Annotated in this window: 13 protein-coding genes and 1 riboswitch; of the genes, 10 read left to right on the top strand and 3 right to left on the bottom strand. The window is 69.1% G+C overall.

Annotated elements, in window-relative coordinates; all coding sequences use genetic code 11:
- Window positions 1–5: 5 nt before the first annotated feature.
- Window positions 6–1,922, bottom strand: coding sequence for a TonB-dependent receptor plug domain-containing protein (locus tag ASD21_RS04080; protein ID WP_056437155.1), 1,917 nt, complete (start codon window positions 1,920–1,922; stop codon window positions 6–8).
- Window positions 1,923–2,031: 109 nt separating this feature from the next.
- Window positions 2,032–2,232: riboswitch (cobalamin riboswitch) on the bottom strand.
- A gap of 173 nt (window positions 2,233–2,405) precedes the next feature.
- Between ASD21_RS04080 and ASD21_RS04085 the strand changes: the two genes are divergently transcribed.
- Window positions 2,406–3,293: a TauD/TfdA dioxygenase family protein gene (locus ASD21_RS04085; RefSeq protein WP_056437158.1), complete on the top strand. Its 888-nt coding sequence runs from the start codon at window positions 2,406–2,408 to the stop codon at window positions 3,291–3,293.
- A 66-nt stretch (window positions 3,294–3,359) separates the two neighbouring features.
- On the opposite strand, the gene modB is transcribed toward ASD21_RS04085, so the two are convergent.
- Both modB and ASD21_RS04095 read right to left on the bottom strand, forming a co-directional pair.
- The gene (modB, locus tag ASD21_RS04090; RefSeq protein ID WP_056437161.1) at window positions 3,360–4,031 is read right to left on the bottom strand and encodes a molybdate ABC transporter permease subunit; all 672 of its coding nucleotides are present in this window, start codon (window positions 4,029–4,031) and stop codon (window positions 3,360–3,362) included.
- 138 nt (window positions 4,032–4,169) lie between these two features.
- Window positions 4,170–4,649, bottom strand: coding sequence for a hypothetical protein (locus ASD21_RS04095; RefSeq protein ID WP_056437287.1), 480 nt, complete (start codon window positions 4,647–4,649; stop codon window positions 4,170–4,172).
- A gap of 214 nt (window positions 4,650–4,863) precedes the next feature.
- On the opposite strand from ASD21_RS04095, the gene ASD21_RS04100 reads away from it, so the two are divergent.
- The 9 genes from ASD21_RS04100 to ASD21_RS04140 all read left to right on the top strand — a co-directional run bounded on the left by ASD21_RS04100 (window position 4,864) and on the right by ASD21_RS04140 (window position 17,320).
- On the top strand, window positions 4,864–5,361 hold the full coding sequence (locus ASD21_RS04100) for an RNA polymerase sigma factor (protein ID WP_056437164.1): 498 nt from the start codon (window positions 4,864–4,866) through the stop codon (window positions 5,359–5,361).
- Window positions 5,362–5,458: 97 nt separating this feature from the next.
- On the top strand, window positions 5,459–6,472 hold the full coding sequence (locus ASD21_RS04105) for a FecR family protein (RefSeq protein ID WP_056437166.1): 1,014 nt from the start codon (window positions 5,459–5,461) through the stop codon (window positions 6,470–6,472).
- A gap of 71 nt (window positions 6,473–6,543) precedes the next feature.
- Window positions 6,544–9,039 carry a TonB-dependent receptor gene (locus ASD21_RS04110; protein ID WP_056437168.1) on the top strand — a complete coding sequence of 832 codons (2,496 nt, stop codon included), beginning with the start codon at window positions 6,544–6,546 and terminating at the stop codon, window positions 9,037–9,039.
- Between the two features lie 123 nt (window positions 9,040–9,162).
- Entirely contained in the window at window positions 9,163–10,002 is an 840-nt protein-coding gene (locus ASD21_RS04115; protein WP_056437171.1) for a glycosyltransferase family 2 protein, read from the top strand.
- 9 nt (window positions 10,003–10,011) lie between these two features.
- Window positions 10,012–10,797 carry a polysaccharide deacetylase family protein gene (locus ASD21_RS04120; RefSeq protein ID WP_056437174.1) on the top strand — a complete coding sequence of 262 codons (786 nt, stop codon included), beginning with the start codon at window positions 10,012–10,014 and terminating at the stop codon, window positions 10,795–10,797.
- Between the two features lie 212 nt (window positions 10,798–11,009).
- On the top strand, window positions 11,010–13,280 hold the full coding sequence (locus ASD21_RS04125; RefSeq protein WP_056437176.1) for a TonB-dependent receptor: 2,271 nt from the start codon (window positions 11,010–11,012) through the stop codon (window positions 13,278–13,280).
- A gap of 18 nt (window positions 13,281–13,298) precedes the next feature.
- Entirely contained in the window at window positions 13,299–14,987 is a 1,689-nt protein-coding gene (locus ASD21_RS04130; protein WP_056437290.1) for a carboxylesterase/lipase family protein, read from the top strand.
- Window positions 14,981–16,573: an AMP-binding protein gene (locus ASD21_RS04135; protein ID WP_235524831.1), complete on the top strand. Its 1,593-nt coding sequence runs from the start codon at window positions 14,981–14,983 to the stop codon at window positions 16,571–16,573. Before ASD21_RS04130 ends, ASD21_RS04135 begins: the two co-directional genes overlap by 7 nt.
- Before the next feature lie 51 nt (window positions 16,574–16,624).
- Window positions 16,625–17,320, top strand: a complete 696-nt coding sequence (locus ASD21_RS04140; RefSeq protein ID WP_056437179.1) for a TetR/AcrR family transcriptional regulator — start codon at window positions 16,625–16,627, stop codon at window positions 17,318–17,320.
- Window positions 17,321–17,419 lie beyond the last annotated feature (99 nt).

The raw sequence follows: 17,419 nt of genomic DNA on the forward strand, positions 1-17,419 counted from the left end.
CAGGTCTAGAACCTGGCCCGTACGCCGGCGAAGGCGCCGCGACCCGGGGTCCCATAGCGGTAGAGGGTCTCGTACCGCTGGTCGAACAGGTTCTCGACCCGACCGTACAGCTCGAACGTGTCGTTGATCGGATAGGCGATCCGCGCGTCGGTCAGCACATAGCTCTTCAGCCGCCGGGTGTTGGCGGGGTTGTCGAAGCTGTGACCGACATACTGCATCGTCAGTCCGCCGGTCAGGCCGTTGGCCAGACTCAGCTGCGCGTCGGCCGCGGCGGTCTCGCCGGCCCGGCGCGCCAGGTCCTTGCCGTGGTTGGCGTCGGGCGACTTATTGACCGCGTCCATGTTGGTGTAGTTGCCCGACAGGGTCAGCAGCGCATTGACCTCGAAGCTGCCCTCCACCTCCACGCCGTGGGCCTGGCTCTTGGCCGTGTTGGCGTAGCCGCCGAAGTTGGGCGGGGTGTTGTTGGACAGGAAGTCGATCTGGTTCCTGGTGTCGCGGCTGAAATAGGTGATCGACCCGCGCAGGCGATCCTCCATGACGCCGTGCTCGACGCCGATGTCCCAGCTCTTGGCCTCTTCCGGCTTCAGGTCGGTGTTCCCGTAGTCGCTGTACAGCTGGTACAGCGACGGCGCCTTGAAGCCCTCGCCGTAGTTGGCGCGGAAGATCGTGGCCCCGCCGTTGGGGGACCAGGCCGCGCCGGCCTGGACGGTGGTGGCCCCGCCGAAGGTGTCGTGGTCGTCGTGGCGGACGCCGCCGGTCAGGGTCAGACCCGCGGCCGGCTTGGCCTGAAGCTGGCCGTAGACGCTGTCCATGCCGGCGGCGTGGCGATCGACGTCTGGGCTGAACGACGGCGAGGCGGACCGGAACCAGGTGCGCTCGGTCTCGGCCCCGAACACCGCGCGCCAGACCGGGTTGATTGTCCAGGCGCCTTGGTATTCCAGGCTGTTGTCGGTCCCGCGCGAGTCGAAGGTCTTGGGCGCGCTCAGGGCGGGATCGTAGTTGTCGCGATCGGTCTGGGTGTAGCCGTAGCCGACGCGGCTTTGCAGGGCGCCGTCGAAATTGGACAGCCGCGCGCCCAGATAGCCGACCAGTTCCTTGGTCGTGCCGTACTCGGCGGTGTCGGCGAAGGCGAAGGCCGGGGCGGGGAAGCCGTCGAACTCGCCGCGTCCGGCGGCGTAGGAGACGCGCGCGTCGAGGCTGGCCCCGTCGGTGACGTTCACGTCCAGGCGGCCGCTGACCGCGTTGTTGTGGTAGCCGTCCTTCTCCTTGCCGCCCAGGGCCTCGTCGAAGGTGGAGACGCCGGCGGTGGTGTAAGACCCGGCCGAAAGCCGCCATCCGCCCCACGCGCCGCCGGCCCCGACGCCGACGCGGGCATAGGCCGTGGCGCGCGAGCCGCCCTCGACCAAGGCGTCGCCCGACAGCGGACCGTCCGGGGTCTTGGTGAGCATGCTGACCACGCCGCCGATGGCCTGGCTGCCCCACAGGGTCGATTGCGGGCCGCGCAGCACCTCGATGCGGTCGACGTCGCCGGCCAGCAGGGTGGCGAAATTGTAGCCGCCGCCGGTCGACGACGGGTCGTTCAGCTTGACGCCGTCGATCAACACGGCGGTCTGGTCGGTCTCGGCGCCGCGGATGCGCACCTGGGTCGCGCCGCCCACGCCGCCGTTGCGGGTGACGGAGACGCCGGGGGTGCGCGACAGCAGATCGGAGACCACGACGGCCTGACGCTGGCGCAGGGTTTCGGCGGTGATCACCGTCATGCTGACCGGGGTTTCGGACAGCTTGTCGGCGGCGCGGCCGGCGGTGACGACCACCTGATCGACCGCGTTGGCGTCGTCGAGGAGCTCGGCGGCCAGCCCTTGGCCGGGCAGGGCGAGAACGGGAAGGGCGGCCACCAGGGCCAGGACGGAAATCGAGCGCATTTTCAAATCCTCCGTGCGCAGCAACGAAGGCTGGCCCGAGGATTCGGACCGGCCTGACGATGTCGCCTCGGGGGAAAGAACCCCATCGTACGGCGCACCCCGGCCGGACGAAGGACGACCGCGACGGGCAGGTCTCCTGGCTCGCGGGTCAAGGCCGGTGCGTGTCGCCTTCCCAGCCGCTCTCCGAAGAGAAAGGCCAGTGGCTTAGTGACACGCGGGCTCGCCGCTTACAGTTGCGGGGGCAGCCCGGGTTTCGCACCCGAGTTCCCTTTTCATCCTCTTTCGAGGAACCTGTCGCGAGAGCTGCACTATAGGCTGCGCCGCACCCGGTCAATCTGGAGCGCGTCTTGCCGGGTCGCGCCAGGCCTTGGCCCGCCTTGAGCCTGAAGCGAGAAAAACTCCATTGAGCGCTGATATCCCGAGTCTAAGGTGTGGATAGACAGCGCCTGCTCGCGGAGATGGGCGGCGCTCCGGGAGGACGCCATGAACGCCTTTACCCCCATCACCGCTTCGGAAACGCCTGACTATGCCGGCCTGACGGTGACCCCGGCCGGAACGGTCCTCGGCGCCGAGATCTCGGGTCTGGACCTGACCCGGCCCCTGTCGCCGGAGATCGTGGCGGCGATCCGCACGGCGTTGCTGCGTCACAAGGTGGTGTTCTTCCGCGACCAGGACATCAGCCATGAGGATCATGTCCGTTTCGGCCGTTATTTCGGGGACTTGGAGGGGCATCCTGTCACGGCCCACGTGCCGGGATTTCCCGAAATCCTGCACATCGAGGCCGCCGACGGCATGAAGCTGCGCGAGGAGATCGTGCCGATGGTCCGCGCCGCCAACAAGTGGCACACCGACGTCACCTTCCGACCCGCGCCGTCGATGGGCGGGGTGCTGCGCATGCGCCACATGCCGCCTCTGGGCGGCGACACCCTGTTCGCCGACACCGCCGCCATCTATCGCGACCTGCCCGACAAGCTGAAGGAACAGCTGGCCCCCCTGAAGGCCGAGCACGACATCCTGCAGAGCTACGGCTACCGAGTCGACGAGGCCAAGCGCCAGGAGCTTCGCGCGGCCCATCCGGTCCAGGCCCACCCGGTGGTCCGCACCCATCCCGAGACCGGCGAGAAGCACCTGTTCGTCAACAAGGTCTTCACGACCCGGATCCTGGGCCTGCCCGAGGACGAGGCCGCCAGGCTGTTGGCCGACCTGCTGGACCGGGTGAAGACGCCCGAATACCAAGTCCGCTTCCGCTGGACGCCCAACGCCATCGTCTTCTGGGACAACCGCGCCACCCAGCACTACGCCATCCTCGACTACTGGCCGCAGGAGCGCATCGTCGAGCGGGTGACGATCCAGGGCGACGTCCCGTTCTGACGCGACCTTAGCTTGACCATGAAATGACCAGCGAGGTCATCGGGTTATCGCGACCTCTGGTCGTGATCAGGAGCGCGAGGCGCGGGCGTCGATGCGACGTTCCATCAGCAGCAGGCTGAGCATCACCAGGAAGGCGAAGACCAGCAGGGCGCCGGCCAACTGGTGGGCCTTGTCCCACTCCAGGGCCTCGACCAGCCGATAGATCTCGATCGACAGCACCTCGGTCTGGCCGGGAATGCCGCCGCCCAGCATCATCACCACCCCGAACTCGCCGACGGTGTGGGCGAAGACCAGAAGCGCGGCGACGGCGTAGCCCGGCAGGGCCAGCGGCAGGGCCACCTTGCGAAAAGCGCTCCAGGGCGAGGCGCCCAGGCTGGCGGCGGCCTCCAGCGGCTCGTCGCCCACGGCGATGAAGGCGTTGCGCAGCGGCTGGACCGCGAACGGCAGCGAGTAGATCAGCGAGCCGATCACCAGGCCCTGGAAGGTGAAGGCCAGGGTGCGCACCCCGAACGGATGCAGCAGGGCGATCAGCGGGCTCTGCGGGCCCAGGGCGATCAGCAGGTAGAAGCCCAGGGCGGTCGGCGGCAGGACGATTGGCAGGGCCACCAGCGCCCCGATCGGCGTCTTCCAGCGCGAACGCCCCCGCGCCAGCCACCAGGCCAGGGGCGTGGCCAGGATCAGCAGCAGGATCGTGGTGATCCCCGCCAGCTTGATCGTCAGCCAAATGATCCCGAGCATGGTCAGCGGACCTCGAGCTTGGTCGACGACGGGCGGGGCGGCATGGCTTTGGTCCGGGCGGGGTTCAGTTATGTAGCTTGCCTACATAACGAGCTTTCGCGTCCAGGTCACGCGCGGCCGGCCGCGCTCTGGAGCCGCCTAGTGGACGGTCGCCCACCGGGGCGCCGGCTCGTCCGGTCCGGCGCCTTGCGGCTCCCGCAGGCGGACGGGCAGGGGATAGCCGTCGACCCGCAGGGCCGCGTTCAGGGCGCGCGCCAGCGCCATGGTCGGCCGGGAGTCGATCAGCAGCGGCTCCAGCAGCGCCGCGCCGGCCGCCGTCGCGGTTCCCGCCAGTCCGCAGGACGCCATCAGCCGCTGCTCGTCGGTCGAAACGCCGCCGCAGGTCGGGCGCTCCACCTGGATCGGCCGACGCAGGCTGGCCTCCACCGACTGCATCCAGGCGACGAACAGCCCACCGGACCGGTGCGACGCTCGAAAGGCCAGGGCCTGGGCGACCAGCCGGGGCCGGGGCTCGCCCGCGGCCTTCAGCGCCGCCCACTGGCGCATGGCGCCCAGGAGCAGCCGTTCGCCGACCGTGGGGTCGGCGGTCCAGCGGAAGGTCGTGGAGTCGGGAGTCATGGCGGCCTCCGCCGAGAGGGTGTCGCGTTCTTTGTTGCGACTGGTTCGCAATATCTAGACCGCGAGCTTATTGCGAGTCAATCGCAACAAGCTCGCGCCCGGTGCGCTGGACCGCCGACCGCCGGCGGCCTAGGTTAAGCCGCCGTCGCAACCCGTTCGCCGTTCTGAGTCTTTGGAGCCCGCGCTGTCCGCCCCACCTTCGACCCTCACGCCGATGGCCCGGCTGTACGGCGAGAAGCGGGCCAATCTGGTGCGCGTCTTCGCCGCGAAGCTGCGCTCGGTCAGCGAGGCCGAGGACCTGATCCAGGATCTGTTCCTCAAGGTGCAGGCCCTGGGCGATCTGGAGGTCGAGGGCGACGGCTCGGCCCTGCTGTTCCGGATGGCCAACAACCTGATGCTCGATCGGCTGCGCGGCCAGACCCGCGCCAGCGCGCGCGACGGCGGATGGCGCAACCTGCAGGGCGAGGTGCTGGGCGATCAGCAGGTGGCCGACATTCCATCGGCCGAGGCGGTGGTGGCCGGTCGGCAACGCCTGCGGGCGATGATGGCGGCGCTCGACAGTCTGCCGCCCCAGGTCGCGCGCGCCTTCAAGCTTCACAAGCTGGAAGGTCTAAGTCACGCCGAGACCGCCGCGGTCATGGGGGTCAGCCGCAGCTCGGTCGAAAAGCACATAAGCGCCGCCTTGAAGGCGTTGACGGCCAGACTGCCATGAGGGTGTTTATGGTTTCCGGAACGAGCTTTGGAGGTTCCGCCGTCTTGGTGACGTCTTATCCTTGCGAGGACGCCGCGTGGCGTCAGGACGGAGCGAAATGACGCGCCCCCAAACAGACTCCGACGCCGAGAAGGCCGACGCCGCGATCGCCGGCGCGGCGATCGACTGGCTGGTCCGGCTGCAGGGCGAGACGGTCACCGAGCGCGACTGGCTGGATTTCGACGCCTGGCTGACGGCCTCGCCCGCCCATGCCCGGGCCTATGACGCCGCGCTCGCCTTCGATCACGGCCTGGATCTCGACGCGCGGTTCGCGGAAGGCCAGCCGGTCGAGGCGCCGTCCTTGACGGCCAAGGTGGTTCCGTTGCGGCCGGCGCGGCGCGTCTGGCTCTGGTCGGCGGGCGCGGCGATCGCCGCGGCCTTCGTCGCCGGCGCGGTCCTGCTGCCCGACGGCGGCCTGATGGGCGCGCGCGAAACGACCTATGTGACGGGCGTCGGCCAGCGCAGGACCATCGCCCTGGAAGACGGCTCCCGGATCGAGATGAACGCCGCCTCGCGCATGACGGTGCGCTTCGAGCGCCATGCCCGCCGCGTCCGGCTGGATGACGCCCAGGCGTTTTTCGACGTGGCCAAGGACACCTCGCGGCCGTTCCTGATCTCGGCGGGCGACACCGAGGTGCGCGTGGTCGGCACCCGGTTCGATGTTCGACGCCGTGACGGACAGGTGGCGGTCAACGTCCAGCGCGGACTGGTCGAGGTGCGTCCCGGCCTGTCGGGCGACGCCACGTCGTTCCGGCTGCGGCCGGGGCAGGGCCTTGCCCACCGCGAGGGGCTGGCGGCCGACGCGAAACTCCAGGCGGTCGCCGTCGAGGAGGTCGCGGGCTGGCGTCAGGGCCGGCTGATCTATCGCGACCAGCCGCTTTCCCAGATCGCCGGCGACATGAACCGGCTTTTCCCGCGCCCGGTGAAGCTGGGCGACGCGGCGACCGCCGATATGCGACTTTCCGGCGTGTTGATCGTCGATGAGCAGGATGCGATGGTCGATCGACTGTCACACCTGCTTCCCGTCCGAACGACGACGACCGAAGACGCTATCGTGATCCGGACGCGCTAGAGCCTTGCTGACGGGCCTGGAATCGTTCGAAGCGCGAAGCTTGAGCTCTAGGGGGATAGAGCTGGAGCCCGATGATTTCGGACACGGAATCCCAGCTTCGACTTCGACCTGACGCGCCGGATCGCTCCGGAACGATCGCCGTCGTCTGCCCGCGCCATCGCGGTCCCGTCTTCGCCCTGACCATGGCGTCGAGCCTGGCCCTGGCCGGAGCCGCCGAGGCGGCCCCCGCGCGCTTCGGCTTCAACATTCCCGCCAAGCTCCGATCGGAGGCGCTGATCGATGTCGGCGTCCAGGCGCGCGTCACCCTCGGGGGGGTCTCGTCCTGTCCTGGACGCAGCGCGGCCGTCGTCGGCCTCCTGACGCTGCGCCAGGCCCTCGACGCGGTGACGGCCGGCGCGCCTTGCCGGTTCGAGATCCTCGACAACGCCACGGTCAGCATCCGGCCCGTCCCGATCCCATCGGCCCGGTTCTCGGTCCGCGCCAGGCCGCCGGTCGTCGTCCAGACGTCGCCGATGATCGCCCCGGCGCTCGACAGCGTGATCGTCACCGCCACCAAGCGCCCGACCCGGCTGGGCGCCGCGGCCGGCGGCGTCAGCGTGATCAGCGCGGCGCGGCTGCGCGACACCGGCGCGATCGACACGACCAGCATCTCCCAGCAGACCGCCGGCTTCATCACCACCAACCTCGGCGCGGCGCGCAACAAGATCATGCTGCGCGGCCTTTCGGACGGAACCTTCACCGGCCGCACCCAGCAGACCGTCGGCACCTATCTCGACAACATCCCCCTGACCTACAACGCGCCCGATCCGGACCTGCGCCTGATCGACGTCGACCGCGTGGAGGTCCTGCGCGGACCCCAGGGCGCGCTCTATGGCGGCGGGTCGCTCAGCGGGGTGTATCGGATCGTCTCCAGCAAGCCGGTGCTGAACCAATGGTCGGGATCGGTCCTGGCCGGCGCGGCCGCCACCGAGTCCGGATCGCCCAGCAGCCGCCTGGAGGGCGTGTTCAACCTGCCGCTGGCCGCCGACCGGGCGGCGGTTCGAGTGGCGGCCTACAACGACGTCGACGGCGGCTATGTCGACGACGTCAATCTGCGCCTTTCGAACGTCGATCGCACCACGCGCGTCGGCGGCCGCGCGGCCCTGTCGGTGGCGATCGATCCGGACTGGTCGATCCTGGTGTCCGGCGCGCGCCAGGACCTGCACGCCACCGACAGCCAGTACACCACCCCCAGTCTCGGCGGTCAGAAGCGCGCCAACCAGGTGCGCGAGACCCATGACAACGTCCTGCAGCAAGGCGCGGTGACCCTAACCGGGGCAGGGGGCTGGGGGCGGTTCGTGTCGTCGACCGGCTATGTCCGTCACCGGTTCGCCAGCCGGTTCGACGCCACCGCCGCGCTGAACGGCGCCGGCTCGGCCTCGGTCGATGTCGGCCTGTTCGACGAGGCCAGCAAGGTGCGGCTGCTGGTGGAGGACGCGGTGCTGTCGTCCCCCGACACCGATCGCTTCCGCTGGCTGTTCGGCCTGTATGGCCTGGCCAGCCTTGAGGACAGCGAGGGCGAACTGCGGGCGCGCACCTATCGCGACCCTTCACGTCTGATCTATCTCGAGGCGCGTCGTGATCGACGGCGCGAATTGGCCCTCTATGGCGAGACCGCCTACGACCTCGGCGACGGCTGGACCGCCAGCCTGGGCGGGCGGGCCTTCCGCAGCGAGGTGCAGACGACCTCGATGGTCGAGGCGCCGGCGCCGGGCCAGTCGCGCGAGCTGGACCGGCAGGCGCGCTTCACGGGCCTTTCGCCGAAATTCTCGCTGCAGCGGACATGGAGCGGGGGCGGGCTCTTCTATCTGTTGACGTCGGAAGGCTATCGCTCGGGCGGGTTCAACTCGGGCGGTCTGGTCGCGCCCTCGACCCTGCGCGCCTCGTTCAAGCCCGATCATCTTCGCAACTACGAGATCGGCGCCGGCATTCGGCCGTGGGGCGGACGCATGATCCTGCGCACGGCCCTGTTCCACGATGTCTGGACCGACATCCAGACCGACCAGTATCTGACCCCCTCGGGCCTGTCCTACACCGCCAATGTCGGCGACGGCCGCAACACCGGGCTGGAGATCGAGGCGGCCGTGACGGCGGCCCGGGGTCTGACCCTGGAGGCCAATGCGCTGTTCAACCGTCCTCGCCTGAGCAAGGTGGATCCCAATTTCGCCTCGGCGGCCCAGAGCGAGCTGCCCGGGGTTCCGGACGTCTCCGCCGGGGCCATGATGCGGTATCAAACGGATCTGGCCGCGGACCGGCGCTTGGTGCTGACGACCGAGATCGAGTATGTGGGCCAGTCGCGCCTGACCTTCGATCGCCGGCTTTCCCCGTCGATGGGCGGCTATGTCACGGGCCGCCTGTCGGCCGAGATGACGATCCGGGACTGGAGCTGGACCTTCGCGGTCACCAACCCCGCCAACGCCTCGAGCGACACGTTCGCCTATGGAAATCCTTTCAGCTTCGGCCAGGTGCGGCAGGTCACGCCGCTGCGCCCCCGCACCTGGAGCCTTCTGGTTTCGCGCGCCTTCTAGGCGGAGGCCAGGACCGGCCGACCCGCGCGAACGCGAAAATAGTTCTGAGGTTCCCTGACCTTCGCGACGTCTTCCTTTCGACGGGGCGGCGCTCGCATGGCCGCCCCAAGTCGGGGAAACTAGATGTCCGTCCTGTCGGGACTTGTCTGCGTCCACAACGAAGAGGCGCGCCTGGCCGAATGCCTCAAGCGCCTGGCGTTCTGCGACGAGATCGTCGTGGTCGCGGACCGCTGCACGGATCGCAGTGAAGCCATCGCTCGCAAGATGGGCGCGCGGGTCGTTTCGGGCATCTTTCCCGTCGAAGGCCTGCGCAAGGCGGCCGGCGTCGCGGCCTGCCGCGGCGACTGGATCCTCGAGCTGGACGCCGACGAGACGGTGACGCCGGCCCTGGCCCGTGAAATCCGCGAGACGGTCCGCCGGGCCGACGCCGGCGACTGGTATCAGGTGCCTGTGGATAACTTCGTGGGCGCGCAGCTGGTGCGCCATGGCTGGGGCGGCTCGTTCGGCGCCTCCTCGGTGGCCCGGCTGTTCCGCAAGGGCGCGAAGCGCTGGAAGAGCGAGCGGGTCCATCCCGGCACCACCTTCACCGGCGTCTATGGCGGCCGGCTGAACAACGCCATCCTGCACAAGGTCGACGACGACATCGCCGACATGATCCAGCGGCTGAACCGCTACACCGCCCTGCGCGGCCAGGACCTGGCCGACAGCGGCGAGATCAAGAGCCTGTGGGACGACCTGTTCCGGGGCGTGCGCCGGTTCTACAAGTGCTACGTCTCGCGCAAGGGCTACAAGGAAGGCGACATGGGCTTCCTGATCGCCGTCATGGCGGGCCTTTATCCGCTGCTCTCGAACCTCAAGGCGCGCGAAATCCAGTCGCTGAACGGCGTACGGACGGCGCGTCCGGCGGGCACGGCGGTGATCGACCTGGACATTGAGGAAGCCAGGCTGGGCCATTCAGCCTAGGCTGTGGTCATGTCGCTCCATCGTCTTCTGATCGCGGTCATGATCGGGCCGGAACTGGCCCGCTGGAAGGCTGGCGGCCATGCGCCGGTGTTCTGGTGGCGTGACGACGACGCGCGCCGGCCCACGCCGGCCCTGGACCGCCTGCTGGCCCTGTCGCTCCGCTTCGAGGCGCCGATCACCCTGGCGGCCGTACCGGACGGCGACATCGCGGCCTTGGCCAAGGCTTGCCGCGCGGTCCCCGGCGCGGAGCTGGCCGTCCATGGCTTCCGGCATGAGAACCGCGCGCCGCCGGGCTGGCCGTCCGGCGAGGTCAACGACCTGGACCGCCTGGCCGACGTGATGTCGGAGCTGAGCACGGCGATCGAGGTGTTCCGCCGCGCCCGCGTGACGCCGCGCCTGTTCGTGCCGCCCTGGAACAACGCCCACCCGACCTTGAAACAGGCGCTCGGCCTGCGAGGCTTGAGCCTGTCCTGCTACGGCGACATGCGCGACCAGGCCGAGCCCGATCGCCTGGACGCCCATCTGGACGTCATGCGCTGGAAGCCCGAGCCGCGCTTCCGGGGCGCGGTCCGGTTCCTGCTGCGAACCCGTCGGTTGCTGGCGGAGCGTCGGTCTAAGCGCGCGTGGGACGAGCCGCTAGGCCTGCTGACCCACCACCTCGACCACGACGAGGAGGCCTGGCGCTTCCTCGAGGCGTTCCTGCCCGTCGCCAGGCCCGTCGCGCGCACGGCCATCGGCAAGCCCGCGGTCAAGACGGCCGCCACGAGTCGCCCCGTCGCGGCGCGGGCGGGCTAGGGCGAACAGGGCGTTCGCCGGGCGAGGGGCGACCCGCGTCGTCGTTTCAAAACAACCTCTTCGGACCCCGTGGGGCGTTGGGCGACCGCTGATTTCCTAACTTCACCACAACATTCACGCACGTGATAGTGAGTGTTGACAGGGGGCGGTCTCAGGTGCAGCTTTGCTGGGCAGCGTCGGCGCCCACGATCGACGCACGGGGAGATAAGCGCATGAAGGTAGTTCTTCTCGCGTCGGCTTGCGCCGCCGCGTTGGTGTCGACGTCCATGACCGCCCAGGCGCAGACCGCGTCCCCGGACGCCAAGGACAAGGGTCAATCCGAAGGCACCCTGCTCAACGAGGTCGTGGTCACGGCCACCCGCCGCAACGAGCGGCTGCAGGACGTGCCGCTCAGCATCACCGCCTTTTCGCAAAAGGATCTGACGGCCAAGGGCATCGTCGGCTACGAGGGCCTGGCGCGCGAGACGCCCGGCGTGGTCCTCAACAAGCCCACCGCCAACTTCAACAACTTCACCGCCCGGGGCATCGCCACCAACGGCTACGGCGCCAATCTGCAAAGCACCGTCGCGATCTATATCGACGAACTGCCGATCTCGACGATCGGCAATACCACGGTGCTGGATCCCAATCTGTATGACCTGGAGCGGGTCGAATTCCTCCGCGGTCCTCAGGGCACGCTGTTCGGATCGGGCTCGCTGTCGGGCGCGCTGCGCATCCTGACCAAGAGCCCCGATCTCGACGAGGTCGACGCCTCGGCCCTGGTCGATTTCGGTCTGACCGGCTCGGATTCCCTGCGCCAGCGCTACAACGGCATGGTCAACCTGCCGATCATCAAGGACCAGTTGGCCCTGCGCGTCGTCGGCTTCTATCGCCACGAGGAAGGCTATGTCGACAACCTGGGGACCGGAGTCCACAACTCCAACACCCTGGTCGACGGGGGCGGGCGCGCGACCCTGCTGTGGAAGCCGACCGACCGCCTGTCGGTCAAGCTGCTGGGCTCCTACGAGAAGAGCAACCCCAAGGATTCGTCCCTGATCATCCCCTCGCTGGGCCGCAACAAGCGGGTCTCCGATCGGCCGGACCTGTTCGTGGGCAAGCTGGCCAGCGTCAACGCCACGGTCGACTATCAGTTCGACGGCGCGCACTTCACCAGCTCGTCGACCTATTCCAAGTTCGACCAGAAGTTTTTCGTGGATCTGGCCGGCACCTTCGGCGCCGCTGGCATCGCCTTCGGGCTCGACGCCTACGGCTATCAGAAGACCTTCGTCGAGGAAGCGCGCCTGGCGTCGGATCCCGGCGGCAAGTTCGACTGGGTGGTCGGCGGCTTCTATCTCGATCGCCGGCTGGACGTGGACTACTTCTACCGCTCCTCGCCCGAATACCTGGCGGCCCACCACATCACCGGCCTGCCGGATGAGTACTATCAACGCCAGTACACCCACATCAATTCGCACGAACTGGCCGGTTTCGGCGAGCTGACCTACCACATCAACGACAAGCTCTGGCTGACCACCGGCATGCGCTATGGCGGCACCGACGCCCAGGGCTTCACCGAGGGCGGCTACAACAGCGCCTACCTGACCTACGCGATCTTCGGCATCCAGGGCCCGCTGACCATGGTTCCGATCCCGGCGGCCACCGGCGTCAAGGCCGAGGCCAAGAAGCCGTCCTACAAGGTCAGCCTGTCGTACAAGCCGTCGTCGAGCCTGACCTCCTACGCCACCGTGTCGACCGGCTTCCGCACTCCGGTGGTCAACGCCTTCGCCGGCCGGGCCAGCGTGGTCGATCCCACCGACCTGATCATTCCCTACGGCGCCTCGTCGGACGATCTGGTCAACTACGAGCTGGGCGTGAAGGGCCGCTGGTTCGACGGCACGCTCAGCGCCAACCTGGCGACCTATCTGATCGACTGGAGCAACATCCAGGTCCAGGCCAACCGCGTCTCGGACTCGGTCCAGTTCGCCACCAATATCGGCGGCGCGATCAGCAAGGGCGTGGAGTTCGAGGTGGTGGTCGCCCCGGCGACCGGCCTGAGCGTGGGCCTGAACGGATCGTTCAACGACGCCAAGGTCAACAAGCTGACACCGGCCGAGGCGGCGATCTCCGGCGCGGTGGAGAACGCCCGCCTGGCGGCCCCGCACTTCCAGGGCTCGATGTACATCAACTACGGCTTCGACCTGTCGCCCCAGGCCAGGGCCAACGCCTCGGTGGTGTTCCAGCACGTCGGATCCTATCCGGGATCGTTCCCCAACGTGCCTGGCAAGCCCACCCAGGTCAGCCCGACCTACGGCTTCACCGACGCCTATGAGAACGTCAACGCGACGTTCGCGGTGGCGATGGACCGGCTGACGGTCGGCGCCTATGTCGAAAACCTGTTCGACAACCACTCGATCACCTACGTCCACCCCGAGGCGTTCCTGGCCGCCCGTTACGCGACCCTGCGGCCGCGCACGGTCGGCGTGCGCCTGGGTTACGACTTCTAGATGACGAGCGCGGACGCCATGGCTTCGCCCCCGGCCGCGCGCCACGCGCGGTCGGGGAGGGGCGTCTGGGCCGGCTTGGCCCTGGTGGTCGCCCTTTTCGCGGCGGCCCCCGCGCTCGCCCAAGCCGGACCTGGGGCCGCCGGGCCCGTGGTTCACGCGCCGGCCGGCGCCGCCCAGGGCGAGGCGGTCGGCGCGCTGGACGTCTACAAGGGGCTGCCCTACGCCCTGCCGCCCACCGGCTGGCGTCGGTGGCGCCCGCCGGCCGAAGCGCCCGCCTGGAAGGGCGTGCGCGACGCGACCAAGTTCGGCCCGGCCTGCTACCAGCCCAGGTCGAAACCGGGCAGCAGCATCTATGCCGGCGAACTGGGGGCGATGAGCGAGGACTGCCTGACGCTGAACGTCTGGGCCCCGGCCAAGGCCCAGAAGGCCCCGGTCCTGGTCTGGATTCACGGCGGCGCGCTGGCGACCGGCGCGAGCAGCGAGGCGGTCTATGACGGCGCCAAGCTGGCCGGGCAGGGCGTGGTCGTGGTGTCGATCAACTACCGGCTCGGCGTGCTGGGCTATCTGGCCCATCCGGGCCTCAGCGCGGAATCGCGCGAGGGCGTCTCGGGCAATTACGGCCTGCTCGACCAGATCGCCGCCCTGCGCTGGGTGAAGACCAATATCGCCGCGTTCGGCGGCGATCCGTCGAACGTCACCATCGCCGGCGAGTCCGCGGGCGGGCTCAGCGTCATGTACCTGATGGCCGCGCCCCAGGCGCGCGGGCTGTTCGCCAAGGCGATCGCCCAGAGCGCCTACATGATCTCCACGCCGCAGCTGCGGGCCAGCGCCTTCGGCGACATCCCCGCCGAGACGGTCGGGACCTATGTCGCCTTCAAGCTGGGCGCCAAGGACGTCGCCGCCTTGCGGGCGATGAACCCCGGCGAGCTCACCGACGCGGCCGCCAAGGCCGGCTACGCCCCGTTCGGAACGGTCGACGGCCGCGTGCTGCCCCGTCAGTTGGTCGACGTGCTCGACCTGGGCGAACAGGCCCGCGTGCCGATCCTGGCCGGCTTCAACAGCGGCGAGATCCGCTCGCTGCGCTTCCTGGCCCCGCCGCCGCCCGCCGACGCGCCGACCTATACGGCCCTGATCCGCGAGAAGTACGGCGACCTGGCCGACGCCTATCTCAAGCTCCATCCCGCCGCCGACCTGGCCGAGAGCATGCTGACGGCGCCGCGCGACGCGCTCTACGGCTGGACCGCCGAGCGTCTGGTCGCCAAGCAGACGGCCGTGGGCGCGCCGGGCTTCCTCTATCTGTTCGACCACGGCTATCCGGCGGCCGACGCGGCGGGGCTGCACGGCTTCCACGCCAGCGAGATTCCCTACGTCTTCGGCACGGCCGACCGCACGCCGCCGTCCTGGCCCAAGATTCCCGCGACTCCGGGAGAGACCGAGCTGTCGGACGCCATGGTCGGCTACTGGACCGCCTTCGCCCGCGACGGGGTTCCCAGCGCGGCCGGCCAGCCGGCGTGGCGTTCCTATGGCGAGGGCCGCGCCTACATGGCCTTCGCCGACGCACCCAGGCCCGGCGCGCACCTGATGCCCGGCATGTACGAACTGAACGAGCAGGTCGTCTGCCGACGCCGCGCCAAGGGCGGCATGCCCTGGAACTGGAACTTCGGGGTCATTTCGCCGCCGCTTCCGGCCGGAGATCCTCGATGCTGATGGCGGACGGAGACGTGCAATCCTTCGCCCTGACGCTCGACAAGTTCCTGGATCACGCGGCCAAATGGAGCCCTCGGGCCCAGGTCGTGACGGCGGGCGAGGGCGGGCGCATCGATCGGATCGGCTATGCCGAGCTTCGCGCGCGGGCCCTGCGGGTCTCGGCCGTGCTGGCCGGTTTCGGCGTCGAGCGGGGCCAGCGGGTCGCCACCCTGGCCTGGAACACCCAGGCCCATGTCGAGGTCTGGTACGCGGTCATGGGCATGGGGGCGGTTTGCCACACGCTCAATCCGCGCCTGACCGCCGCCCAGCTGGGCCTGATGGTCGCGCAGTCGCAGGCCCGCATCCTGGTGGTCAGCGCCGATCTGGCGCCCCTGGCCCGGCGGATCGCCGAGCACGCGCCCTGCGTCGAGCGGCTGGTGGTCATCGATGGTCCCGCCGACGCGCCGAGCCCGCAGGCGCTGGAGCCGATGATCGGCCAGGCGCGGGGCGAGGTGACGGGAGGCGAGATCGTCTGGGGCGGCTTCGACGAGACCACGCCGTGCGGGCTGTGCTTCACCTCCGGCACCACCGGCGCCCCCAAGGGCGTCACCTATACGCACCGCTCCAGCTACCTGCACACGCTGCGTCTCCTGCAGGTCGACGGGATGGCGATCTCGGGGGCCGACAGCGTGCTGGTGGTCGTGCCGATGTTCCATGCCAACGCCTGGGGCCTGCCGTTCGCGGTTCCCGCGGCCGGGGCCAAGTTGGTCCTGCCCGGCCGACACGCGGACGGCGCCAGCTTGGCCCGCCTGATCGCCGCCGAAGCGGTGACCGTCGCCGTGGGGGTGCCCACCGTCTGGCTCGGGCTGGTCGAACACCTGGAAGCCACGGGCGTCCGGCTGCCGTCGCTCAAGCGCATCATCGTCGGCGGCGCGCCGATGGCTCCGGCCCTGATGGAACGGATCGAGAGCCTGCTGGGCGTGACGGTGCAGACCAGCTGGGGCATGACCGAACTGTCGCCGTCCGGCACGGTGTCGCCGCCCCATGATCCTTCACGCTCGGCCGGGGCCTCGGGCCGTCCGGCGATCGGAGTCGACCTGCTGCTGACCGACGCCGACGGCCGGGCCTTGTCCGAGCAGCGGGAGGTCGAGGGCCATCTGCGGGTGCGCGGCGCGGCGGTGATCGAGCGCTATTTCGGTCACCCGCATCCGGCCACCGACGCCGATGGCTGGTTCGCGACCGGCGACCTGGCGCGGATCGACCCGGACGGCAACCTGTTCATCACCGGTCGGGCCAAGGACCTGATCAAGTCCGGCGGCGAATGGATCAATCCCGCCGAGATCGAGGCGGTGGTCGGGGCGCTGCCCGAGGTCTCCCAGGCCGCCGTCATCGGGCGCGCCGACGCCAAATGGGGCGAGCGTCCGATCCTGCTGGTCGAGATGCGCGAGGGCGAGCCGGTCAGCGACGAAGCGCTGCTGGCGGGTCTGCACGGACGCGTGGCGCCCTGGTGGATCCCCGACGCCGTCTACCGGCTGCCGCACATGCCTCTGGCGTCCACCGGCAAGATCGACAAGATGAGACTGAGATCCGAATTCGGGGGCGGGTGAGTGTCTCGTCCCCATTCGATGTCGCCCAAGCTCGAGACGGAAAGAAGCCTAGTGTCCGAAGACGTGAAACCCCGGCAGCGCTCCACCAAGGCGGAGCAGCGCGCCGAGACGATGGAGCAGATCCTCGACGCGGCCGAATACCTGTTCTCCAAGCACGGGCTCTACGGCGTGACGCTGAAGGACGTGGCCAAGCGGGTCGGCGTCCATCACACGCTGCTGAACTACTATTTCGAGGACAAGCGGAAGCTGTTCGACGCGGTCTTCGCCCGCCGCGCGGTGATCACCAGCGAACGGCGGATGAAGGCGCTGGCCGAGTACGAGGCCGCGACGGGCGACAACCCCACCGTCGAAGGGGCCTTGCGCGCGTTCCTCGACACCGACCTGGACCTCTATACCGACGGCGGTGAAGGCTGGAAGAACTACGCCGCCCTGGGCGCCCAGGTCGCCAACGCCCCCGAATGGGGCGCGGAGTTGATGGACGAGCACTTCGACCCCGTCGTGCTGCGCCTGATCGCCATCCTCCGGAAGGCGCTGCCCGGCTGCAGCGAAGCCGACATCTTCTGGGGCTATCACTTCGTGACCGGGGCGCTGATGCTGACCCTGGCGCGCACGGGCCGCATCGACAAGCTGTCCGGCGGCGTGTGCCGGTCCGACGACTTCATGGCCGTGAAGGAGCGCATGGCGTCGTTCATGGCGGCGGGCTTCCTGCAGGTGTGCGGACGGGGCGCGACCCAAGCCAAGAGGTGATTTCCACATCGCGGACCGTGGCGGAAGATGTGGGTCTAAGATATTAACTCGCTACATAGTGAAGATTGATTCACGTTGGCGTCGGCCGAGAGGAAGAGG

Origin of the sequence: Caulobacter sp. Root1455, from assembly GCF_001426905.1 — a bacterium.
Classification (GTDB): Bacteria; Pseudomonadota; Alphaproteobacteria; order Caulobacterales; family Caulobacteraceae; genus Caulobacter.